This is a genomic window from Roseateles cavernae (assembly GCF_040187885.1).
Lineage (GTDB): Bacteria > Pseudomonadota > Gammaproteobacteria > Burkholderiales > Burkholderiaceae_C > Roseateles_E > Roseateles_E cavernae.
Window position 1 is genome coordinate 1140813 of sequence record NZ_JBDPLH010000001.1, and the last position, 20874, is coordinate 1161686.

Below are 20874 nucleotides of genomic sequence, written 5' to 3' on the forward strand. Positions count from 1 at the left end.
TTCAGGCCGTGGCCGCCTCGTCCGGCACCAGCACGCCTTTTTCCAGATGGATCAGGCGGCGCGCCCGCGCGGCGGCCTTGGGGTCGTGGGTCACCATCACGATGGTCTTGCCGAGCTCGCGGTTGAGCTGCTCCAGCAGGTCCAGCACCTCGGCGCCGGTCGTGCGGTCCAGATCGCCGGTGGGCTCGTCGGCGACGATCAGGCTGGGGTCGCTGACCAGGGCCCGCGCGATCGCGACGCGCTGCTGCTGGCCGCCCGACAGCTCGTTGGGGTAGTGGTCCAGGCGGTCCTGCAGCCTGACCATCGCCAGCGCCGCCTCGGCATGGGCGCGACGCTGGCGCGCCGACAGCCCGGTCAGCAGCAGCGGCAGCTCGACGTTCTCCAGCGCCGTCAGCACCGGCATCAGGTTGTAGAACTGGAAGATGAAGCCCACATGGGCGGCCCGCCAGTCGGCCAGCTGGCCCTCGCTGAGCGTCGCGATGTCGACGCCGCCGATGACGATGCGCCCGCTCGTGGGTTGGTCGATGCCGGCGATCAGGTTCAGCAAGGTGCTCTTGCCCGAGCCGCTGGGGCCCATCAACGCGACGAAGTCGCCGGCCTGCACCTGCAGCGCGATGTCCAGCAGCACCGGGATCTGCTGGGCACCGCGCCGATAGGCCTTGGACAGGCCCTCGATGCTGATCAGTATCTGCGCGTCGCTCATGGCTTGGCGGCGAGCGTGACGGCGCCGCCGCTCTCCAGCTTGGCCGGCGGCTCCAGCACCAGGCGATCGCCGGACTTCAGGCTGCTGCCGCCCACTTCGACCAGGTCCCCCAGCGTGCGCCCGCGCCGAACCTCAATAGCCTCGACGACCTCCTTGTCGCCCTCGCGCTTGACCCTGAAGAGCCAGGTCTTGCCATCGCGCTCGCTCAGCGTCTTCGGATTGACCGCCAGCACCGGCTGCAACTCGGCGGCCGTGGGCTTTTGCGACAGGAACACCACCTTGGCGCTCATCTCCGGCAGGATGCGCGCGTCCAGCTGCTCGAAGCGCACCTTGCTCATCACGGTGGCCTTGGCCCGGTCGACCGTCGGCACGATGCCGGCCACCTGGCCCGCGAAGCGCTGGCCGGGCAGGGCGTCCAGCGTGATCTCGACCGGCTGGCCGGCGCTGACCTTGGCCAGGCTGGCTTCGGACACATCGGCCTCCACCTCCAGCGTGCTCAGATCGGCCATGGTCACGACCGCGCCCTGCGAGCCGGCGGCGTTGGAGAATGGCGTGATGATGTCGCCGACATTGGCGTTCTTGACCAGCACCACGCCGTCGAAGGGCGCGCGGATCTCGGTGAAGTCGCGGTTGACCTGCTGCAGATGGAGCTGGGCCTGGGCCTGCTGCACACCGGCCTGGGCCGAGCCCGCACCCGCCTGGGCCGAGGCCAGGCCGGCACGGGCAGCGTCGAGCCGGCGCTTGAGGGCCTCCAGCGCCTGGGTCGAGACAAAGCCCTGGGCCTGCAGATCCTGGCTGCGCCGGTACTCGGCCTCGGCATTGGCCTGCTCGACCCGGGCCTGCTGCACCGCGCTCTCGGCCTGGCGCGCGCCGGCCTCGGCCAGGCGCACGCCGGCGGCCGCCGCCGCGATCGAGGCCTGCACATCGCTGGCGTCGATGCGCGCGATCAGCTCGCCTTTCTTCAGCAGGCTGCCCTCGCGCACCGTCAGCTCGATCAGCCGGCCGCTGGCCTTGGAAGCGACCGCAGCGCGGCGCTGCGCGACCACATAGCCCGAGGCGGTCAGCTGCGCATATTGCTGCGATGGCGTGGTCTGCTGCACCGAGGCCAGCTGCACCTCGGGAGGCCGGGGCGCCAGCAGCGCCGCGCCGACCGCCAGCAGCAGCAGGCCGGCGATGAGCCAGCGCCAGGGCAGGCGGCGCCGGCGACCGGTGGCCATGGCGCCTGGGCGTTCGATCCTGAGGCTGGCGAGCGGGGCGTTCGAGTGTTCGGCCATGGGCTTTGTCGTCGATGTGAGGGAAGCCTGCGGCATTGTGCGCAGATTTCCGCGCCCGGCCACGTCGGCGGGGTCAATAATCTCGCTCCGCATGAAGAGGTCTTAATGCCGAGCTTGAGGATGCCTGCGCTGCTGCTGCCGGCGCTGCTGTTGATGGGCTCCGCCTGGGGTCAGGACTTGCCCTGCCCGGATGATCTGGAGGTAGCCTCGGTGCTGGCCCGGCTCAACGCGCTGCGCGAGCAGCCGCGCGCCTGCGGTGCGGCGCCGATGTCGGCCGCGCCGGCGCTGCGCTGGCAGGCCCTGCTGGCCGCCTCGGCCGACGAGCATGCCCGCGAACTGGCGCAGCGCGATACCCTCAGCCACCAGGGCCTGAAGACCCGCAGCCTGCGCGAGCGCCTGCACCGCGTCGGCTACCGGATGAGGCTGAGCGGCGAAAACCTGGCGGCCGGCCCGGCCAGCCTGGAGGAGGCGCTGGCGCTGTGGCTGGCCAGCCCCGGGCATTGCGAGAACCTGATGCTGGCCGAGTTCCGCGATGCCGGCCTGGCCTGCGCCGCCGCACCGGGGCGGCACGAGCGCTTCTGGGTCTTGCATCTGGGGCGTGGGGCGGCGGAGTGAGGTGGCGCGCGCCTCAGATCCAACCCAGATCGATCGCCCTGAGCACCGCCTGCGTGCGGTCGCGCACGCCCATCTTCGAGAACACCGCCGAGCAGTGGTTCTTGATCACACCCTCGCTATTGCCCAGCAGCGCGGCGATCTCGGTGTTGCTGCGGCCGCTGGCGACCAGGCGCAGCACCTGCAGCTCCTTGGGCGAGAGCGGGTCGGGCTCGGGCGTGGCCTCGAAGCCGCGCTCCAGCTTGGCCGCGACCCGGCCCATGCGCTCGGTCAGGCCCGGGCGCAGCGCGGTGCCGCCGGCCGCGACATCGCGCAGCGCCTGCACCAGGGTCTCGGGGCTGATGGCTTTCAGCAGAAAGCCGCGCGCGCCGGCGCGCACCGCCTCGTCGAAGGCGGCCGCGTCGTCGAAGGTGGTCAGCAGCAGCACCGGGATGTTCAGCGCCCGCGCCGCCAGTGCGCGTATCAGGCCCAGGCCGTCCAGTCGCGGCATGCGCATGTCCGACAGCAGGACATCGGGCAGCTGCGCCTGGGGCTGCGAGAGCAGCTCCAGCGCCTCGGCGCCATCGGCAGCCTCGCCGACGAGCTGGATCTCCGGGCTGAGCGCCAGCAGGCCTTTCAGGCCTTCGCGCACCAGCTGCTGGTCCTCGACCAGCAGCACCTTGATCGGGTTGTTCATCATCAGGCCTCTCTCGGGCAATGCAGTTCAATCATGAAGCCGGGGCTTTGGCGCCGCACCGCCATCCGTCCGCCCAGCTCCTTCATCCGCTCGGCCATGCCTGTCAGGCCGTTGCCGGCCACCAGACGCGCCGCGCCGCCGCCATCGTCATCGACCGTCACCGTCACCGACTCGCTGTCGGCGCTCAGCACCACCCGCACCCGGCTGGCGCCGGCATGGCGCACGCTGTTGGTGACGGCCTCCTGCACGCAGCGCAGCAGCGCATGGGCCAGGCGCGGACTCAGGTCGCGCGCGGCCTCGGCAATATCGAGCTCGATCCGGGTGCTGGCAATCCCCTGGGCCAGGGTCAGCAAGGCCTCGCTGAGGTCGATGCGCTGCGAGGCGCGTTCGGCCGTGACGGCCTCGCGCACATCGGCCAGCAGCCGCTCGGCGCTGCCGCGCGCCTTCTCGACGGCCAGCGCCGCACCCTCGGCATCGGCGCGCTGCAGCAGCGCGCCGCCCAGCTGCAGCTGCAGATTCAGCGCGGTCAGATGGTGGCCCACGACATCGTGCAGCTCGCGGGCCATCAGCGCGCGCTCGGCATAGCGCAGCTGCTCGGCCTGCAGCCGCTCGGCGCTGAGCTTCTCGGCCAGCATGGCCTGCAGCCAGCGGCGCTTCTCGGCCTCGGCGGCGGCCATGCGGCCCAGGCCGAAGGCCATGCCATGCAGGGCCACCATGGCCATCAGCTGGCTCAGGCCGTCCAGCCACAGCGACTGATTCGAGCGCAGCTGTTCGAGCTGCTGGCTCTCGCTGGGCAGCAGCAGATAGAGCGCCAGGTTGACGACCACCTGGGCCAGCGCGAAGCCGAAGGCCGGCCGCAGCCGCAACATCACGGCGGCCAGCGCGGTGACCAGAAAGGGCAGGCCCGGCGTGACGGCCAGCGCCAGCAGGTCCAGCACGAGGATGGCGGCCAGCGCCCGCGGCGGCGTGCGGTCGAGGCTGGCCTGACGCGCCAGCCACCAGAAGCCGGCGGCAAACAGCAGCACCAGCGCGAAACTGGCCAGCATCAGGCCGGTGTCGCCGGTCTGGCCGCCGCGCAGCAGGTGCAGCGAAGCCAGCGCGCCGTCATAAGGGTCGGTCTGGGGCCGCCCGCGCAGCGCTGCGACGATGGACCACAGCTCCAGCACGCAGACCGCCAGCGCCGCGACGCGCAGCACGAAGCCGGGCTGGGCAATGCGGGCGAGCAGGCGGTCCAGGGCGTTGTTCAAGAGGAAACCGGCAAAGCCGCGAGGCTGCCACAGCCTGCGGGTCTGCAGGCAGTGACTAAGGTCATGCCATCGCCTCGGCGATCACGCCGCCGCCCAGGCAGACCTCGCCGTCGTAGAGCACCGCGCTCTGGCCCGGCGTCACCGCCCACTGCGCCTGGGCGAAGTCCAGCCGGATGCCGCCCGGCTGCGGCGTCAGCGCGCAGGCCGCATCGGCCTGGCGGTAGCGGGTCTTGGCGCCGTAGCCGCCCGGCATGGTCGATTCAGCGGGCATGCTGTCGGCGGTCCAGCTCAGATCGTCGGCCAGCAGCGAGCGGCTTTGCAGCAGCGGGTGCTGATGGCCTTGCACGACCACCAGGGTGTTGCTGTCCAGGTCCTTGCGGGCAACGAACCAGGGTTCGTGCTCGCCACCGCCGCGCGGCGCGCCCTTCTCCTTCACGCCGCCTATGCCCAGGCCCTGGCGCTGACCCAAGGTGTAGAAGGACAGGCCGACATGCTCGCCGAGCTTGCGGCCACGCTCGTCCTTGATAGGCCCAGGCTGCTGCGACAGATAGCGGTTCAGGAACTCGCGGAAGGGGCGCTCGCCGATGAAGCAGATGCCGGTCGAGTCCTTCTTCTTCGCGTTTGGCAGGCCGATGGCTTCGGCGATGCGGCGCACCTCGGTCTTGGCCAGCTCGCCGACCGGGAACAGGGTCTTGGCCAGCTGGGCCTGGTTCAGCCGGTGCAGGAAATAGCTCTGGTCTTTCAGCGGGTCCAGACCCTTGAGCAACTGGAAGGCGCCACCGACCTCCCTGACGCGCGCGTAGTGGCCGGTCGCGATCTTGTCGGCGCCCAGACGCATCGCATGGTCCAGAAAGGCCTTGAACTTGATCTCGGCATTGCACAGCACATCGGGGTTGGGCGTGCGGCCGGCCTGGTACTCGCGCAGGAACTCGGCGAACACCCGGTCCTTGTAGTCGGCCGCGAAATTGACATGCTCGATCTCGATGCCGATCACATCGGCCACCGCGGCCGCGTCGACGAAGTCGATGTTCGACGAGCAGAACTCGCTGTCGTCATCGTCTTCCCAGTTCTTCATGAAGATGCCCACCACCTCATGGCCGGCTTGTTTCAGCAGGTGGGCGGTGACGGCGGAATCGACGCCGCCGGACAGGCCGACGACGATGCGGTGCTTGATGGGACTCATGGGCAGGATTGTCCCGCAGGCGCAGTCCGCGCTATCGGCGTGCGGACTTCCCGACCGAAGCTTGCGTTCAACAAGGCTTTATTGGTACGTAAATTGGCACAAGTTATGGAAGAGGAAAACAGGCGAACAGCTTGGGATTTCTTACTTCATGGGGTTTGTTGGTATGGGCTGCCGTCACGAGTCGTGAATAAATTGGTACTTTAAAGGTATAGATTTATCGCGACCAAGCCGGGCTTGGTCGAACGCCAGCCCAACCAAGGAGACAAGCCGGTATGAAGAAGCTGTTGATCGTCGCGGCCGCGCTGTGCGCGCTGGCCGCAAGCCATGCCCAGACGGCGCCAAAGCGGGAGATGCGTGGCGTCTGGATCAGCACGCACCTGAGCCTGGACTGGCCCAACCGCACCCAGACCCCGGCCCAGCAACGCACCGCCCTGACGACTCTGCTCGATCACAACAAGGCCACCGGCGTGAACTCGGTGTTCTTCCAGGTGCGCAGCCAGGGCGACGCGATGTACCAGAGCAGTGTCGAGCCCTGGTCCTACTACCTGACCGGCACCCAGGGCAGGGCGCCCGACCCGCTGTGGGACCCACTGCAGTTCGCGATCGATGAGTCGCGCAAGCGCGGCCTGGAGGCCCATGCCTGGATCAACCCCTACCGGGCGGTGTCCGATGCCTCGGCCGCCAGCGACACGCTCAAGTACGCCGCCAACCATGTGTCCAGGCTGCACCCCGAATGGCTGCTGACCCTAGGCAACGTCAAAATCCTCAATCCGGGGCTGCCCGAGGTGCGCGACTATGTGCACGGCGTGGTGATGGATGTCGTGCAGCGCTACGACATCGACGGCCTGCATTTCGACGACTACTTCTATCAGAGTGGCGTCATCGCCGACGACGCGGCCTATGCCGCCGACCCGCGCGGTTTCCCCAGCACCCCGGCCGGCCGGGCCGACTGGCGCCGGGACAATGTCGCCTTGCTGATCGAGCGCATCGGCAGCAGCATCCGGGCCGCCAAGCCCTGGGTGAAATTCGGTATCTCGCCCTCCGGCATCTACCGCAGCGACCCGAACTACCCGGGCGGCACGCCCGATCCCTCGCTCGGATCCTGGACCAGCGCGGGCGCCTTCCAGCACTACGCCAGCAGCTTCGCGGACACCCGCCTGTGGCTGCAGTCGGGCTGGATCGACTACCTGGCGCCGCAGGTCTATTGGTTCATCGGCCAGACCGGCTCCGACTATCAGATGTTGCTGCCCTGGTGGAGCCAGAACACGCAGGGCCGGCATGTCTACATCGGCCTGGCCGACTACAAGCTCAACACCAGCGGTTGGACCGCGCCCAGCCCGGACAACCAGATCGCCCGGCAGATCGCACTGAACCGGGGCACCCCCCATATCGGCGGCCAGATCCACTTCCGTCAGGCCTTTCTGGTGTCCAACCTGCTCGGCTACCGCACCGAGCTGATGAACAAGAGCTACAAGAAGCCCGCGCTGCTGCCGACCATGCCCTGGAAGCGCAGCGGGGTGCCGAGCATGCCGCTGTCGCTGAGCGCGACACGCAACGCGAACGACTCCGTGAGCCTGGCTTGGTCACGCCCGATCGATGTCAGCGACGAGTTCGAGAAAGTGCGTCGCTACGCGGTGTATCGCTCCGAGCAGGTGCCGATCGACCTGGAGGACCCGGCCCATCTGCTGGGCCTGACCAACGCCGACGAGACGGTCTTCACCGACGCCAGCGCAGCCGCCGGGGCTTACTACCACTACGTCGTGACCGGCCTCAACCGCCTGCACGATGAGAGCCCGGCGAGTGCTTCGGCCAGCAACGACACGACGCCGCCCGAGGTCAGGACGCAGGCCCTCACGCGCACCCTGGCCGGTGGTGAGGTCGAGATCAGCGCCGCCGATGTGGATGCGGGCAGCACCGACAACTGGGGCATTGCCTCGCTGAGCCTGAGCAAGCAGGTCTTCAGCTGCGCCGATGCCGGTGTCAACCAGGTTCTGCTGCAAGCCACCGACAAGGCGGGGCTGACAAGCGCCGCCACCGCCCAGGTGACGGTGCTGGGCGGCGCTTCCCCGCCGGCCATCGCGATCAGCCACAGCAGCCCGGTCGTCACGGGTTTCCCGGCCAACACGGTCACGCTGGGTGTGGGCACGCAAACCCTGACCCTGACGGCGACCGACCCGGCGCCCGGCGCGGCCAGCCGCTTTGCCTGGACGCCGGCGCCCGGTCTGACCGGCATCAACGGCGCCAGCGCGCAGTTCGCACCGACCGCGGCAGGCCGCTACACCTACCAGGTTCGCGCGACCAGCCCGCAGGGCTGCAGTGCCGACGCGACGGTGACCGTCGTGGCGGTCGACAAGCGGCGCGGTCGCTGAACCGCACGGCACTCTCTGCTTCCCTGACACCATTGACCCTGGAGTTCTTCAGTCATGACTGCTTGCATCGCGATTGCCCGTTCCCTTCAATCCCTGCTGGTCGGCAGTGCCCTGCTGCTGGGCGCCGCGTCGGCGCAGGCCGGACTGGTCACCAACGGTGGCTTCGAGATCGGCCAGGGCGAAGGCTGGACCCTGTCCGGCAATACCGCCTTCTCGTTCTTTGACGAGGTGGCACCCCACTCTGGCGTGATCGGGGCGGCCTTTGGCGCTCCGCCGGCCGACCCGGCCCTGCTGTCGCAGACGCTGGCGACCCAGGCCGGCGGCCTCTACCGCGTCAGCTTCTGGCTGCAGAACAGCGCGGCCGCCACGGCCGAGCAGCCCAACTCGTTCTCCTTGAACTGGGACGGCGGCGCGCCCGAGGTCACGCAGCTCAATGCCGACGCCTTCCAGTACACCCAGTTCAGCTACACCTTCCAGGCAGTGTCGTCCGCGACCGATCTGACCTTCAGCTTCGGCAATTTCGCCGGCTACTGGGAATTCGACGACGTCTCGGTCAGCGCAGTCCCCGAGCCCTCCAGCGCTGCGCTGCTGGCCCTCGGCCTGCTGGTCTGCGGCCTTGTGACGAACCGCCGGCACCGCTGAGCCTCATCAGAGTCCTCGGGCGGGGGGGCGCGCTGGCCTGTCGTTGCCTCCCGCAAGGGAGCGTTTGGCTGGCCGCCCGGGGTCTTCAGTCGCTACTCATCTCCTCTTCATGCGCGGCCGCGGCCGGGCCGATAGATTTCGCCTGCGGTGCAGTCGGGCCGCGGCAGTCGGGCCAACAGTCCCGCTGCCTGGGTGCATGGAGGGAGATAAGCAATGACGGAAACAAGCAGCGCGCTGCGCGAGATCCTGGCCGAGGCCATGGGCATCAATACCAGCGGATTCGAGGGTCACACGCTCCTGCTGGGGGCCGTGCCCGAGCTGGACTCGATGTCGGTGATGGAGGTGGTGATGGCGCTGGAGCAGCGCTTCGAGATCGATCTGGCCGACGATGAACTCGACGCCTCGGTGTTTGCCAGCTTCGGCAGCCTGGAGCGGCATCTGCGGCGCCGGCTGGCGATGGGCAGCACGGCAGCGCTGGCCTGAGATGGGCGCCGGCCTGATCAATCGCGCCATCGCGCTGCTGATGGGGCTGCTGGGCCGGCTGTCGGCGCGCCAGCGCCAGCGCTTCGCCGGCATCGTGGCGCCGCTGATACTGCGCTGCGCCAGGCGCACCGATGCCAGGCTGGCGGCCAATCTGGCGCTCGCGCTGCCCCAGCTCGACGCGGCGCAGCGCCGCACGCTGGCGCTGCGCTCCTACCGCAATATCTGCCTGGGCGTGCTCGACACCTTCTGGCTCGACAAGCTGCAGCTGGACATCGAGTTCAACGACAGTACCTCGCGCCGCATCATCGAGGGTGGCGGCGGGGCCAGCATCGTGACCCTGCATATGGGCTGCTACGAGGTGGTGGCGCTGGCGGTACAGCGGCTGACGGGGCGCTCCAGCACCATGTCCAACATCCCGCCGCATCTGCAGTGCGTGAGCCGGCTCTATCAGGCGGCCGGCATAGCCTGCATCCACAAGAGCAAACCCGGTGGCTTCTTCGATCTGATACGCGCGGCCAAGCGCGGCGGCTATGTCACGCTGCATGGCGATCACTACGGCAGCGATATGCCGGTCAGCTTCTTCGGCCAGGCCACCCAGGCGCCGGGCGGCGCGGTGATGCTGGCCGCGCTGGCCAGCAAGCCGCTGCTGCTGGGCTATGCGGTGCTCAGCGAGGCCGGCCGCTACCGCGTGGTCTTCGAGACCCTGGTCGAGCACCCGCTGCCGCGCCAGCCGGCCGAGCTGGCATGGGCGATGGGGCGGGTCTACCGGCGCTTCGAGCAGGTGATACGCCAGCACCCCGAGCACTGGTACTGGTCCTACAAGCGCTGGCGCACGCCCGCTACTTGATCTCCGGCCTGAACAGGCTGTCGTCGGCCTGTATCAGGTCCAGCGGCAGGCGCCGCCCGGCCCGGTGGTCCTGCAGGCATTGCCAGACCAGCGGGCTGCGCAAGCGGCCGGCCGCGCGCGCGGCCGCGATCTCGTCCGGGCTCAGCCACAGCCAGCGCACGATGCCCTCGTCCAGCGCCAGCCCGGGCACCGGGCCCTCGCCCTCGATGCCGCCGCAGTAGGCGATGCGCAGATAGGTCACATCCTCGGCCGTGTGGGGACGCTGGAAGCGCGACATATACAGGCCCAGCAAGGCCTCGGGCCGGAAGCGGTGGGCCGTTTCCTCCAGTGCCTCGCGCAGCACGCCCTGCAGCGGCGTCTCACCCTGCTCCAGATGGCCGGCCGGGTTGTTGAGCTTGAGCCCCTCGGGCGTGTGCTCCTCGACCAGCAGATACAGGCCCTCGCGCTCGATGATGGCGGCGACGGTGACCGAGGGTTTGAAGCGCTGCACGACTGGCATCGCGCCATTGTGCCGTGTGGCCGCTAGGTAAAACCCTGTCGCAGCGGCAACACGGATCGCCAAAAACCCCATGTAAGCTCGGCGCAAGCTAGTCCGTCGGTAACAAGCCCCGTTCGGGGCCGCAGCCGGCAACAGGAGGAACTCCCGATGCTGATAGGTGTTCCGCGCGAGAGCGCGGCCGGAGAAACCCGTGTGGCCCTGACCCCGGAGACGGCCAAGAAGCTGAAGGCGCAGGGTCATGTCTTGCGTGTCGAGACGGGGGCGGGTCTTGCCGCCAGCGTCACCGACGAGGCTTATGCCGCCGCCGGCGCCGAGATCGTCGATCGCGCCGCCGCCTTCGCCGCCGAGCTGCTGCTGAAGGTGCGCAGCCCCAGCGCCGAGGAGCTCGGCCTGATCAAGCCGGGCACGGTGCTGGTGGGCATGCTCAACCCCTTTGACCGCGCCGGGCTGGAGGCGCTGGCCGCGGCCGGGCTGACCGGCTTCGCGCTGGAGGCCGCGCCGCGCACGACGCGGGCGCAGAGCATGGATGTGCTGAGCTCGCAGGCCAATATCGCCGGCTACAAGGCGGTGATGATCGCGGCCGACCGCTACCAGCGCTTCTTCCCGATGCTGATGACGGCGGCCGGCACGGTGAAGGCGGCGCGGGTCGTGGTGCTGGGCGTCGGCGTCGCGGGCCTGCAGGCGATCGCGACGGCCAAGCGCCTGGGCGCGGTGATCGAGGCCTCGGATGTGCGGCCGGCGGTCAAGGAGCAGGTCGAGAGCCTGGGCGCCAAGTTCATCGATGTGGCCTACGAGACCGATGAGGAGAAGGAAGCGGCGGTCGGTGTCGGCGGCTATGCGCGGCCGATGCCGCAGAGCTGGTTGGACCGGCAGAAGGCCGAGGTCGCCAAGCGCGTGGCCCAGGCCGATGTCGTGATCACCACCGCGCTGATCCCCGGCCGCGCCGCGCCGGTGCTGGTCAGCGAGGCGATGGTCAAGAGCATGAAGCCGGGCTCGGTGATCGTCGATATCGCGGCCGGCAAGGGCCCTGACGGGGTGGGCGGCAACTGCCCGCTGACCGAGGCGGGCCGCACCGTGCTCAAGCACGGCGTGACCCTGGTCGGCGAGACCAACTTGGCCGCGCTGGTGGCGGCCGATGCCTCGGCCCTGTATGCGCGCAATGTGCTGGACTTCCTCAAGCTCGTGTTCACGAAGGAGGGGGCGTTCCAGCTGGCTATGGACGACGACATCGTGGCGGCCTGCCTGGTGAGTCGCGACGGTCAAGTCACACGGAGCTGAATCCCATGGATATCGTCAACCCCACCATCACCAATCTGATCATCTTCGTGCTGGCCATCTATGTCGGCTACCACGTGGTCTGGACCGTCACCCCGGCCCTGCACACGCCGCTGATGGCCGTCACCAACGCGATCTCGGCCATCGTCATCGTCGGCGCCATGTTGGCCGCCGCGCTGACCGAGACCAACGCCGGCAAGGTCATGGGCACGCTGGCCGTCGCGCTGGCCGCAGTCAACGTGTTCGGCGGCTTTCTGGTGACGCGCCGGATGCTGGAGATGTTTAAAAAGAAGGACAAACCCGCGGCCAAGAAGGAGGGCAAGTGATGAGCCTCGATGTCGTCACCCTGCTCTATCTGGTCGCCAGCGTCTGCTTCATCCAGGCGCTGAAGGGCCTGTCGCACCCGACCACCTCGATCCGCGGCAATCTCTTCGGCATGGTGGGCATGACCATCGCCGTGCTGACCACGGCGGCGCTGATCGTCAAGCTGGCCGATGGCCGCGCCCTGGGCATGAGCTATGTGCTGGCCGGCCTGGTGATCGGCGGCGGCATCGGTGCCTATATGGCCAACAAGGTCGAGATGACCAAGATGCCCGAGCTGGTGGCTTTCATGCACAGCATGATCGGCCTGGCGGCGGTCTTCATCGCGGCCACCGCCGTGGTCGAGCCCTGGGCCTTCGGCATCACGGCCAAGGGAGGCGCGATCCCCGGCGGCAACCGCATCGAGCTGGCCTTGGGTGCCTTCATCGGCGCCATCACCTTCAGCGGCTCGGTGATCGCCTTCGGCAAGCTGTCGGGCAAGTACAAGTTCAGACTGTTCCAGGGCGCGCCGGTCAGCTTTGCCGGCCAGCACAAGCTCAATCTGGCCCTGGGCCTGGCGGCGGCTTTCTTCTGCTTCGGCTACTGGCACTCCGAGAGCTGGATGGACTTCGGCATCATCATCGCGCTGGGCCTGGTGCTGGGCGTGCTCTTGATCATCCCGATCGGCGGCGCCGACATGCCGGTGGTGGTGTCGATGCTGAACAGCTATTCGGGCTGGGCGGCCGCTGGCATCGGCTTCTCGCTGAACAACAGCATGCTGATCATTGCCGGCTCGCTGGTGGGTTCCTCGGGTGCGATCCTGAGCTACATCATGTGCAAGGCGATGAACCGCTCCTTCTTCAACGTGATTCTGGGCGGCTTCGGTGGCGACGCCACCACGGCGGCGGCCGGCGGCGGCGCGCAGCGCAGCGTCAAGAGCGGCAGCGCCGACGATGCTGCCTTCATCATGGGCAATGCCGAGAGCGTCATCATCGTGCCGGGCTATGGCCTGGCCGTGGCGCGCGCCCAGCACGCGGTCAAGGAACTGGCCGCCAAGCTCACCGAAAAGGGCGTGACGGTCAAGTACGCGATCCATCCGGTGGCCGGCCGCATGCCGGGCCATATGAACGTCTTGCTGGCCGAGGCCGAGGTGCCCTACGACCAGGTGTTCGAGATGGAGGACATCAATGCCGAGTTCGGCCAGGCCGATGTGGCCATCATCCTGGGCGCCAACGATGTCGTGAACCCCGCCGCCCACACCAAGGGCAGCGCGATCTACGGCATGCCCATCCTCGAGGCCTACAAGGCCAAGACCATCATCGTCAACAAGCGCTCGATGGCGGCCGGCTATGCGGGCCTGGACAACGAGCTCTTCTACATGGACAAGACCATGATGGTGTTCGGCGACGCGAAAAAGGTCGTCGAGGACATGCTCAAGGCGGTCGAGTAAACAAGCAGCGGGCGCAAGCCCCATAACAGTGCCCGACGACACCAGATCGGGCACCCCGCGCACCGCTATCGAATCCCCTGATGCTGGCGCCAGCCGGCATCGGAGAGAATCGCGGGCGCGACATGGAGACATTGATGGAGAAGATTTGGCTCAAGAACTACCCGGCCGGCGTGCCGGCGGACATCAATGCGGACCTGTATCCGTCCTTGGTGGACCTGATGGAGGGGGCGTTCAAGAAGTACCCGCAACAGCCGGCCTACAAGATGCTGGGCCGCGCCATCAGCTTTGGCGAGATCGATGAAGCCTCGCGCGCGCTGGCTGCCTACTTCCAGAGCCTGGGCCTGGAGAAGGGCGATCGCGTCGCGCTGATGATGCCCAATGTGATGCAGTACCCGGTGGCCGTGGCCGCCGTGCTGCGCGCCGGCCTGGTGGTGGTCAACGTCAACCCGCTGTACACGCCGCGCGAGCTCGAGCATCAGCTGAAGGACTCCGGCGCCAAGGCCATCGTGATCCTGGAGAACTTTGCCGCCACCCTGCAGCAATGCCTCAATGCCGTGCCGACCAAGCACATCCTGCTGGCCTCGATGGGCGAGATGCTGGGCTTCCCCAAGGGGCTGATCGTCAACTACGTCGTGCGCAAGGTGAAGAAGCTGGTGCCGCCCTATGAGCTGCCCGGCGCGGTGCGCTTCAACGACGCGGTGGCCAAGGGGCGCGGCCTGAGCTACAAGGCGCCCAAGGTGGCCGGTGGCGATATCGCGGTGCTGCAGTACACCGGCGGCACGACCGGCGTGTCCAAGGGCGCGGTGCTGCTGCATCGCAATCTGGTGGCCAATACCTTGCAGGCCGAGGCCTGGTATCTGCCGGCACTGGGGAAGATCCCGCAGGGCGAGCAGCTGGTGAGCGTCTGCGCGCTGCCGCTGTATCACATCTTCGGCTTCACGACGAACATGATGCTGTCCATGCATGTGGGCGGCTGCAACATCCTGATCCCGAATCCGCGCGATCTGCCGGCTGTGTTCAAGGAGCTGTCCAAGCACCGCTTCCACAGCCTGCCGGCGGTCAACACCCTGTTCCTGGCGATGGCCAACCATGCCGAGTTCAACACGGTGGACTGGAGCGGCCTGGTGATCTCGGTCGGCGGCGGCATGGCCGTGCAGCAGGCCACGGCCAAGCTGTGGCTGGAGAAGACCGGCTGCCCCATCGTCGAGGGCTATGGCCTGTCCGAGACCTCGCCGGTGGCCAGCTGCAACCCGACCGACAGCACCACCTACACCGGCTCGATCGGCCTGCCCCTGCCCAGCACCGAGCTGTGCCTGCTCGACGACGAGGGCAAGGAGGTCGCACCGGGCGCCAGCGGCGAGATCGCGATCCGCGGCCCGCAGGTGATGGCTGGCTACTGGCAGCGCCCGGACGAGACCGCCAAGGTGATGACGCCCGATGGCTTCTTCCGCACCGGCGATATCGGCACGGTGGACGAGCGCGGCTTCTTCCGCATCGTCGATCGCAAGAAGGACATGATTCTGGTCAGCGGCTTCAATGTCTATCCGAACGAGATCGAGGACGTGATCACGCAGATGGACGGGGTGCTGGAGGCGGCGGCGGTCGGCGTGCCCGATGCGAAAGCCGGCGAGGCGGTCAAGGTGGTCATCGTCAAGAAGAACCCGGCGCTCAGCGAGGCCGATGTGCGCGCCTATTGCGAGGCCAATCTGACCGGCTACAAGCGGCCCAAGGTGGTGGAGTTCCGCACCGAGCTGCCCAAGACGCCGGTCGGCAAGATACTCCGGCGTGAATTACGCGACAAGAAGTGAGTCCGCGCGCAGGCCGCCCCTGGCCCGGGCGGCCGTCGCCGCGCTAAGGTCGCGGCGGAGGTAGACACCGATGCTGGACCAGAGCTATATCAAGACCGAGGCGGGCCGTGCCGAGATCAAGGCGCGCGCGCTGCCGCTGTCGCGCAGCACCCGCAATCTCTTGCTGGTGCTCGATGGCAGCCGCAACGCTAGGCAATGGTTAAGCATGGTCCAGGGCGTCGGCGAGGCCGACATCGCCTACCTGATCGAGCAGGGGCTGATTGCCCCGGGAGCAGCCGCTGCTGCCAAGCCGGTCGCCGCGCCGCAGCCCGCGCCGACGCCGACGCCGACGCCGACGCCGACGCCGACGCCGACGCCGACGCCGACGCCGACGCCGACGCCGACGCCGACGAGTGTCGAAGTTCGGCTCGACTATCAGCAGCTCTACGCCTACCTCAGCAGCCAGGCCACCAAGCAGCTGGGCCTGATGAAGGGCTATGTGTTCGCGCTCGAGGTCGAGCAGTGCCAGGACCTGGCCGAGCTGCAGAAGCTGGCGCAAAGCCTGGTCGAGCGGGTGCAGCAGAGCAAGGGCGAGGCCGCCGCCGCCGAGTTGCGCCAGACGCTGGGCCTGCCGGCCTGACGGAGGCCCGATGAAGGCGTGACTGCTGGCACACTGGCGGCCCAGGAGTTGTTGCCATGCCCCCGCGTTTCTTTGTCGATCAAGCGCTCGCCACCCCCGGTGAGCTGAATCTTCCCCCGGCCTGCGCCCGCCACGTGCAGGTGCTGCGCCTGCAGCCCGGTGCGCTCATCACGCTGTTCGATGGCAGTGGTGACGAATGGCAGGCCGAGGTGCTGGCGATGGGCCGCAGCGAGGTGCGGGTGCAGCTGCTGAGCCGCCAGCCGGCGCAGCGCGAGCTCGCGCAAGACGTGACCCTGGCCGTCGTGATGCCGGCCAATGACCGCATGGACGGCCTGGTCGAGAAGGCCACCGAGCTGGGCGTGGCAGGCATACAGCCGCTGATGAGCGAGCGCTCGGTGCTGCGCCTGAATGCCGAGCGGGCCGAGAAAAAGGTCGCGCACTGGAGCGGCGTGGCGATTGCCGCCTGCGAGCAGAGCGGCCGCAGCCGGCCGCCGCGCATCGCGCCGGTGCGCACGCTGGCGGCCTGGCTGCAAGACCTGAGCCCGGCCGATCCGCTGCAGGAACGCCGCTGGCTGCTGAGCCCCGGCTCGGCGCAGCCGCTGGCCGCGCAGGCCGCCGCCCCGCGTACCCTGGTGCTGAGCGGGCCGGAAGGCGGCCTCAGCGCGGCCGAGGAGGACGCGGCGCGCGCGCGCGGTTTCGTCGCGATGAATCTGGGCCCGCGCATCCTGCGGGCCGACACCGCGCCGCTGGCGGTGCTGGCCTGGCTGGCGCTTCAGTCGGCCTGAGCGCCGGCGTCTGTCGGTTTGCCCTTGCGCGCCGAGCCGGCCACCAGCTCGAACTTGAACATCCGGCATTCGATCGGGCCGTTCCACATCGGGATCTTGCGCGACTCCTTCAGCCGCATCTTGCTGGGCAGCTTCATATCGGGGCACAGCAGCCAGGCGGTCCAGCCGGCCGGGTTCTGCGTGTAGGCGCGCTTCCAGTGCGCGGCCAGGCGCGGGAAGAAGTCGTCACCCGCGTCGCGGGCCTCGGAGCCGCCGGCATCGCGGCTCATCTGGAAATTGCCGGCCTTGCCGCGCACCTCGATGCGTTCGCCATAGGGCGGGTTCAGCATCACGGTGCCGGGCATGCCCTCGGGCAACTCGGGCGCGGGACGCTCCAACGCGTCACCGCCGTTGAACTGGATGTACTGGGCAACGCCGGCGCGCTCGGCATTGCGGCGTGCGAAGTCGACCATGCGGAAGGCCACATCGCTGCAGAAGATCGGCACGGCCGGCGCGTGCTCGCGGTCCTTGGCGGCCTGCTTGATGGCCTGGAAGCGGCCGCGCAGCGGCACAAAGGGCAGCTGGCGCTCGAAGGCGAAGCGGCGCTGCATGCCGGCGGCCATGCTGCAGGCGATCTGCGCGGCCTCGACGGCGATGGTGCCCGAGCCGCAGCAGGGGTCCAGCAGCGCGCCACCGGTCTCGGGCGTGCCCTTCCAGCCGGCGGCTGCCAGCATCGCGGCGGCCAGGGTTTCCTTCAGCGGCGCATCGCCCTTGTCCTCGCGCCAGCCGCGCTTGAACAGCGGCTCCCCCGAGCTGTCCACATAGATCGTCGCGAACTCCGGGCCGACGTGCATGATGATGGGCAGGTCGGGGTGGCGGGTGTCGACGCTGGGGCGCTCGCCGGTGGCCTCGCGCATCACATCGCAGATCGCGTCCTTGATGCGCAGGGTGGTGAAGTTCAGGCTTTGCAGCGGCGAGCGCTGCGCAACGATGTCGACCCGTATCGTGTGGGCCGGCGTGATCCACTGGGTCCAGTCGATCTTGCGCGCCAGCGTGTAGAGATCGTCCTCATGGCGGTAGGGGCCGTCGATCAGCTCGATCAGCACGCGCTGCGCCAGCCGGCTCTCCAGATTGAGCTTCATCACCCCCTCGGCATTGCTCTTGACCGCGACGCCGCCGCGCAAGGCCTCGGTATGGGTCTTGGGCAGGATGGCGCGCACCTCCTGTTCCAGCCAGGACTCGACGCCGCTGGCGCAGGACAGGAAGAGATGCAGGGTTTCGTTCTGGGACATGGCTCAAGATGCGAGGAAGCAGGGCCGTATTGTCCGCTTTCTGTCTAGGCGGCCTCGCCCACCGCGTTCCAGCCCCCGGCCAGCGCCTCGAACGCGGCCGCCGGCAGCGGCCGGCTGAACAGATAGCCCTGGAAGGCATGGCAGCCCAGCTCGGCCAGCAGCGCGCGCTGGGCCTCGGTCTCGACCCCCTCGGCGATCACCTGCAGGCCCAGGCTGTCGCCCAGCTGGATCACGGTGCGGGCGATCGCGCGGGCGTTCGGCTCGTCGATCAGGTCGCGCACAAAGCTCTGGTCTATCTTCAGCTGGTTCAGGGGCAAGCGCTTCAGATAGGCCAGCGAGGAATAGCCGGTGCCGAAATCGTCCAGCGAGACCGCCAGGCCGAGCCGGCGCAGCTCGTTCATCAGCACGATCACGGCCTCGACATCGTTGACCAGGGCGCTCTCGGTCAGCTCGATCTTGAGCCGCTCGGTCGGCGCGCCGCTGCGCGCCAGCAGCTGCTGCATCAGGCCCAGAAAGCCTTTCTGGCGGAACTGGTGGGCGCTGACATTGACGGCCAGGCTGAGCCCGGCCAGGGCCGGCTGCGCGGCCCAGGCGGCGAGCCGGGCGCAGGCCTGCTGCATCACCCACTCGCCCAGCGGGCCGATCAGGCCGGTCTGCTCGGCCAGCGGGATGAAGACGGCCGGCGAGACATGGCCACGCACCGGATGGCGCCAGCGCAGCAGGGTCTCGGCGCCCAGCAGAGCGCCGTCGCGGCCGACCTGGGCCTGGTAGTGCAGCTCCAGCTGTTCCAGCGGCAAGGCCTCGCGCAGATCGGCCTCCAGCGCGGCGCGCTCGGCCAGCGCCGCCTGGGTCAGCGGGTCGAAGAAGCACAGCTGGTTGCGCCCGGCCGCCTTGGCCTGGTACATCGCATGGTCGGCATGCTTGAGCAGGTCCTCGCTGCTGGCGTCGCCGGCGCCCCAGATCACGATGCCTATGCTGGGCGTGCTGTGGTGCAGATGCTCGTCCAGCTGGTAGGGCTGGCCCAGCACGCGCAGCAGCTTCTCGGCGGCCGCCTCGGCATGCAGGGCGGCGATGCCGGCGTCCGCGCCGAGGTCCTGCAGCAGCACGACGAACTCGTCGCCGCCCCAGCGTGCCACCGAATCCTGCGCGCGCAGCGCGGCCTGCAGGCGCTGGGCGATGCTTGTCAGCAGGCGGTCGCCCATGCCGTGGCCCAGGGTGTCGTTGAGCGACTTGAAGTTGTCGATGTCGATGAAGAGCACTGCGCCATGCCGGCCGCTGCGCTGGCTGGCGGCCAGGCTCTGCGCCAGCCGGTCCAGCAGCAGGCGGCGATTCGGCAGGGCGGTCAGCGGGTCGTAGAAGGCCAGCCGTTCGATCGCGGCCTCGGCGCGCCTGCGCTCGGAGATGTCGCGGGCCAGGCCGATGAACAGGGTCTGGCCGCGACGCTCGATGCGCGAGACGGCCAGGCTCATCGGGAACACCTCGCCGCTCTTGCGGCGGCCATCGACATCGCGGCCCTGGCCGATCACGCGCGCCGGACCGCCGGCCAGATAGCGCTGCAGATAGTCGTCGTGCCGGCCGCTGTCGGGCGCGGGCATCAGCAGGCTGATATTGCGGCCAATGGCCTCCGCCGCCGGATAGCCGAAGATGCGCTCCGCCGCCGGGTTGAAGGAGGCGATCTGCCCGGCGCTGTCTATCGTGATCACCGCGTCCACCATATGGTCGAGGATGGCCTGGGTGTGCTGGGCCTGCTCCTGCAGCTTGAAGGCGGCCTGCTGAGCCGTCGCGAAGATCAGGCGCTGGCGGCGCTGCCACAGCAGCAGCGCCGCCGCCATGCCCAGCGACAGCAGGCCGCCGATCAGCAGCACCGCATGGAGCTGGCGCCGCCAGGGCGCCTCGATGCCTTGCAGAGCCCGCCCGACGGCCACCAGCAGGCCGGCATCGGTGCGCAAGCCGGCCGGGCTGACATGGCGGGCGGCGGCCAGGCGCTCGTCCTGGCTGATCTGGGCGCGCATGCGGTGCAGGCTGGCGTTCTGGCCGCTGGCCAGATGGCGGGCCAGGATGGAGTCCGGCATGGCCAGCAGATTGCGGCCGATCCAGCGCTCATCGGGCGGTGTCATGCTGAACAGCAGGCCGCCGGTATGGGCCAGCGCGCTCCAGGTGTCGGGCGAGGGCTGGGCGGTCTCCAGCACCAGGCGGAAGTAGTCCGGGTCCAGGCTGGCGGTGACCACGCCCTCGAAGCGGCCCTGGGCATCGAACAGGGCCCGCGCCAGGGTCAGCGTGTGCACGCCCATGACGCTGCGAAACGGCGGCGAGACATAGAGCAGCCCGGGGTCGGGCCGCTGTTGCGGCACGCTGAAGTAGTCGCGCGAGCGCACATCCAGGCCCAGCAGCTGCGGCACCGAGCTGGCTCGCACCCGGCCCTGGGCATCGACCAGCATCAGCACGCGCACGCCGGGCATGGCGCGTGCCAGGGTCTGCAGCAGCGCGGCGCTGTCCTGCGGCAGCCGCTCGGCGCGCCAGCCCCGGCGCTGCACGGCCACGGTGTCCAGCGCCGCCTTGATCGCCAGCATCTGCTGCGAGACGATGCCGTCCAGCGTCTGCACCAGCACCTGCAGCTTCTCGCCCTCATGCCGGTGCAGGGCGCTGCGCTCGGCCTGCAGCCACCAGGCTGCCGCGATCCAGGCCAGGCTGGCGGCGGCGAGCAGGGCCAGCCATTGGCGCAGGAAATGTCTCTCCGGGCGATGGGGGCTGAGATGGGCGTTGTGCATGAGCTGGAGGGCAGGAACGGCACGATAGCCGCTGACCCTCTTGGCGCTCTTGATATGTATCAA

General features: G+C 68.9%; 19 protein-coding genes. 11 read left to right on the top strand and 8 right to left on the bottom strand.

Annotated features, from left to right (window positions below):
- Position 1 precedes the first annotated feature (1 nt).
- Both ABGI63_RS05425 and ABGI63_RS05430 read right to left on the bottom strand, forming a co-directional pair.
- A complete protein-coding gene (locus ABGI63_RS05425; RefSeq protein ID WP_349741419.1) occupies positions 2 to 703 on the bottom strand; it encodes an ABC transporter ATP-binding protein in 702 nt (233 codons plus the stop codon).
- Entirely contained in the window at positions 700 to 1920 is a 1221-nt protein-coding gene (locus ABGI63_RS05430) for an efflux RND transporter periplasmic adaptor subunit (protein ID WP_349741420.1), read from the bottom strand. The genes ABGI63_RS05425 and ABGI63_RS05430 overlap by 4 nt, the downstream gene beginning before the upstream one ends.
- A 177-nt stretch (positions 1921 to 2097) precedes the next feature.
- On the opposite strand from ABGI63_RS05430, the gene ABGI63_RS05435 reads away from it, so the two are divergent.
- Positions 2098 to 2592 (top strand): CAP domain-containing protein, encoded by a 495-nt coding sequence (locus ABGI63_RS05435; RefSeq protein WP_349741421.1) that lies wholly within the window; start codon positions 2098 to 2100, stop codon positions 2590 to 2592.
- A gap of 13 nt (positions 2593 to 2605) precedes the next feature.
- Here ABGI63_RS05435 and ABGI63_RS05440 read toward each other — a convergent pair whose 3' ends face one another.
- From ABGI63_RS05440 to mnmA, 3 genes are all read right to left on the bottom strand, one after another.
- A complete protein-coding gene (locus ABGI63_RS05440; protein ID WP_349741422.1) occupies positions 2606 to 3265 on the bottom strand; it encodes a response regulator in 660 nt (219 codons plus the stop codon).
- A 2-nt stretch (positions 3266 to 3267) separates the two neighbouring features.
- Positions 3268 to 4512, bottom strand: coding sequence for a sensor histidine kinase (locus tag ABGI63_RS05445; protein ID WP_349741423.1), 1245 nt, complete (start codon positions 4510 to 4512; stop codon positions 3268 to 3270).
- A 61-nt stretch (positions 4513 to 4573) separates the two neighbouring features.
- Positions 4574 to 5695, bottom strand: a complete 1122-nt coding sequence (mnmA, locus tag ABGI63_RS05450; protein ID WP_349741424.1) for a tRNA 2-thiouridine(34) synthase MnmA — start codon at positions 5693 to 5695, stop codon at positions 4574 to 4576.
- 272 nt (positions 5696 to 5967) lie between these two features.
- Between mnmA and ABGI63_RS05455 the strand changes: the two genes are divergently transcribed.
- From ABGI63_RS05455 to ABGI63_RS05470, 4 genes are all read left to right on the top strand, one after another.
- Entirely contained in the window at positions 5968 to 8064 is a 2097-nt protein-coding gene (locus tag ABGI63_RS05455; RefSeq protein WP_349741425.1) for a family 10 glycosylhydrolase, read from the top strand.
- 54 nt (positions 8065 to 8118) lie between these two features.
- On the top strand, positions 8119 to 8706 hold the full coding sequence (locus ABGI63_RS05460; protein ID WP_349741426.1) for a PEP-CTERM sorting domain-containing protein: 588 nt from the start codon (positions 8119 to 8121) through the stop codon (positions 8704 to 8706).
- Between the two features lie 213 nt (positions 8707 to 8919).
- Positions 8920 to 9189, top strand: a complete 270-nt coding sequence (locus ABGI63_RS05465) for an acyl carrier protein (protein WP_349741427.1) — start codon at positions 8920 to 8922, stop codon at positions 9187 to 9189.
- Position 9190: 1 nt separating this feature from the next.
- Positions 9191 to 10036 (top strand): lysophospholipid acyltransferase family protein, encoded by an 846-nt coding sequence (locus ABGI63_RS05470; RefSeq protein WP_349741428.1) that lies wholly within the window; start codon positions 9191 to 9193, stop codon positions 10034 to 10036.
- Here ABGI63_RS05470 and ABGI63_RS05475 read toward each other — a convergent pair.
- Complete coding sequence (locus ABGI63_RS05475) at positions 10029 to 10535, bottom strand: NUDIX domain-containing protein (RefSeq protein WP_349741429.1); 507 nt, start codon at positions 10533 to 10535, stop codon at positions 10029 to 10031. The genes ABGI63_RS05470 and ABGI63_RS05475 overlap by 8 nt on opposite strands.
- A 147-nt stretch (positions 10536 to 10682) precedes the next feature.
- On the opposite strand from ABGI63_RS05475, the gene ABGI63_RS05480 reads away from it, so the two are divergent.
- The 6 genes from ABGI63_RS05480 (at position 10683) to ABGI63_RS05505 (ending at position 16772) form a co-directional block, all read left to right on the top strand.
- Positions 10683 to 11813, top strand: a complete 1131-nt coding sequence (locus tag ABGI63_RS05480; protein ID WP_349741430.1) for a Re/Si-specific NAD(P)(+) transhydrogenase subunit alpha — start codon at positions 10683 to 10685, stop codon at positions 11811 to 11813.
- 5 nt (positions 11814 to 11818) lie between these two features.
- Positions 11819 to 12136 (top strand): NAD(P) transhydrogenase subunit alpha part 2, encoded by a 318-nt coding sequence (locus tag ABGI63_RS05485; RefSeq protein ID WP_349741431.1) that lies wholly within the window; start codon positions 11819 to 11821, stop codon positions 12134 to 12136.
- On the top strand, positions 12136 to 13560 hold the full coding sequence (locus ABGI63_RS05490) for an NAD(P)(+) transhydrogenase (Re/Si-specific) subunit beta (protein WP_137942578.1): 1425 nt from the start codon (positions 12136 to 12138) through the stop codon (positions 13558 to 13560). Before ABGI63_RS05485 ends, ABGI63_RS05490 begins: the two co-directional genes overlap by 1 nt.
- Before the next feature lie 134 nt (positions 13561 to 13694).
- Positions 13695 to 15368: a long-chain-fatty-acid--CoA ligase gene (locus ABGI63_RS05495; protein WP_349741432.1), complete on the top strand. Its 1674-nt coding sequence runs from the start codon at positions 13695 to 13697 to the stop codon at positions 15366 to 15368.
- A 70-nt stretch (positions 15369 to 15438) separates the two neighbouring features.
- A complete protein-coding gene (locus tag ABGI63_RS05500; RefSeq protein WP_349741433.1) occupies positions 15439 to 15987 on the top strand; it encodes a hypothetical protein in 549 nt (182 codons plus the stop codon).
- Between the two features lie 56 nt (positions 15988 to 16043).
- Positions 16044 to 16772 carry a 16S rRNA (uracil(1498)-N(3))-methyltransferase gene (locus ABGI63_RS05505; protein WP_349741434.1) on the top strand — a complete coding sequence of 243 codons (729 nt, stop codon included), beginning with the start codon at positions 16044 to 16046 and terminating at the stop codon, positions 16770 to 16772.
- Here ABGI63_RS05505 and ABGI63_RS05510 read toward each other — a convergent pair.
- Together ABGI63_RS05510 and ABGI63_RS05515 are read right to left on the bottom strand one after the other, a co-directional pair.
- Complete coding sequence (locus ABGI63_RS05510; protein WP_349741435.1) at positions 16760 to 18043, bottom strand: THUMP domain-containing class I SAM-dependent RNA methyltransferase; 1284 nt, start codon at positions 18041 to 18043, stop codon at positions 16760 to 16762. The genes ABGI63_RS05505 and ABGI63_RS05510 overlap by 13 nt on opposite strands.
- Before the next feature lie 44 nt (positions 18044 to 18087).
- The gene (locus ABGI63_RS05515) at positions 18088 to 20811 is read right to left on the bottom strand and encodes a bifunctional diguanylate cyclase/phosphodiesterase (protein WP_349741436.1); all 2724 of its coding nucleotides are present in this window, start codon (positions 20809 to 20811) and stop codon (positions 18088 to 18090) included.
- Between the last annotated feature and the right edge of the window lie 63 nt (positions 20812 to 20874).

What these genes read in the sequence shown, in the direction of transcription:
- ABGI63_RS05425 (WP_349741419.1), bottom strand. Translation starts at nt 703, where the DNA reads ATGAGCGACGCGCAGATACTGATCAGCATCGAGGGCCTGTCCAAGGCC.
- ABGI63_RS05430 (WP_349741420.1), bottom strand. Translation starts at nt 1,920, where the DNA reads ATGGCCACCGGTCGCCGGCGCCGCCTGCCCTGGCGCTGGCTCATCGCC.
- ABGI63_RS05435 (WP_349741421.1), top strand. Translation starts at nt 2,098, where the DNA reads ATGCCTGCGCTGCTGCTGCCGGCGCTGCTGTTGATGGGCTCCGCCTGG.
- ABGI63_RS05440 (WP_349741422.1), bottom strand. Translation starts at nt 3,265, where the DNA reads ATGAACAACCCGATCAAGGTGCTGCTGGTCGAGGACCAGCAGCTGGTG.
- mnmA (WP_349741424.1), bottom strand. Translation starts at nt 5,695, where the DNA reads ATGAGTCCCATCAAGCACCGCATCGTCGTCGGCCTGTCCGGCGGCGTC.
- ABGI63_RS05455 (WP_349741425.1), top strand. Translation starts at nt 5,968, where the DNA reads ATGAAGAAGCTGTTGATCGTCGCGGCCGCGCTGTGCGCGCTGGCCGCA.
- ABGI63_RS05460 (WP_349741426.1), top strand. Translation starts at nt 8,119, where the DNA reads ATGACTGCTTGCATCGCGATTGCCCGTTCCCTTCAATCCCTGCTGGTC.
- ABGI63_RS05465 (WP_349741427.1), top strand. Translation starts at nt 8,920, where the DNA reads ATGACGGAAACAAGCAGCGCGCTGCGCGAGATCCTGGCCGAGGCCATG.
- ABGI63_RS05470 (WP_349741428.1), top strand. Translation starts at nt 9,191, where the DNA reads ATGGGCGCCGGCCTGATCAATCGCGCCATCGCGCTGCTGATGGGGCTG.
- ABGI63_RS05475 (WP_349741429.1), bottom strand. Translation starts at nt 10,535, where the DNA reads ATGCCAGTCGTGCAGCGCTTCAAACCCTCGGTCACCGTCGCCGCCATC.
- ABGI63_RS05480 (WP_349741430.1), top strand. Translation starts at nt 10,683, where the DNA reads ATGCTGATAGGTGTTCCGCGCGAGAGCGCGGCCGGAGAAACCCGTGTG.
- ABGI63_RS05485 (WP_349741431.1), top strand. Translation starts at nt 11,819, where the DNA reads ATGGATATCGTCAACCCCACCATCACCAATCTGATCATCTTCGTGCTG.
- ABGI63_RS05490 (WP_137942578.1), top strand. Translation starts at nt 12,136, where the DNA reads ATGAGCCTCGATGTCGTCACCCTGCTCTATCTGGTCGCCAGCGTCTGC.
- ABGI63_RS05495 (WP_349741432.1), top strand. Translation starts at nt 13,695, where the DNA reads ATGGAGAAGATTTGGCTCAAGAACTACCCGGCCGGCGTGCCGGCGGAC.
- ABGI63_RS05500 (WP_349741433.1), top strand. Translation starts at nt 15,439, where the DNA reads ATGCTGGACCAGAGCTATATCAAGACCGAGGCGGGCCGTGCCGAGATC.
- ABGI63_RS05505 (WP_349741434.1), top strand. Translation starts at nt 16,044, where the DNA reads ATGCCCCCGCGTTTCTTTGTCGATCAAGCGCTCGCCACCCCCGGTGAG.
- ABGI63_RS05510 (WP_349741435.1), bottom strand. Translation starts at nt 18,043, where the DNA reads ATGTCCCAGAACGAAACCCTGCATCTCTTCCTGTCCTGCGCCAGCGGC.
- ABGI63_RS05515 (WP_349741436.1), bottom strand. Translation starts at nt 20,811, where the DNA reads ATGCACAACGCCCATCTCAGCCCCCATCGCCCGGAGAGACATTTCCTG.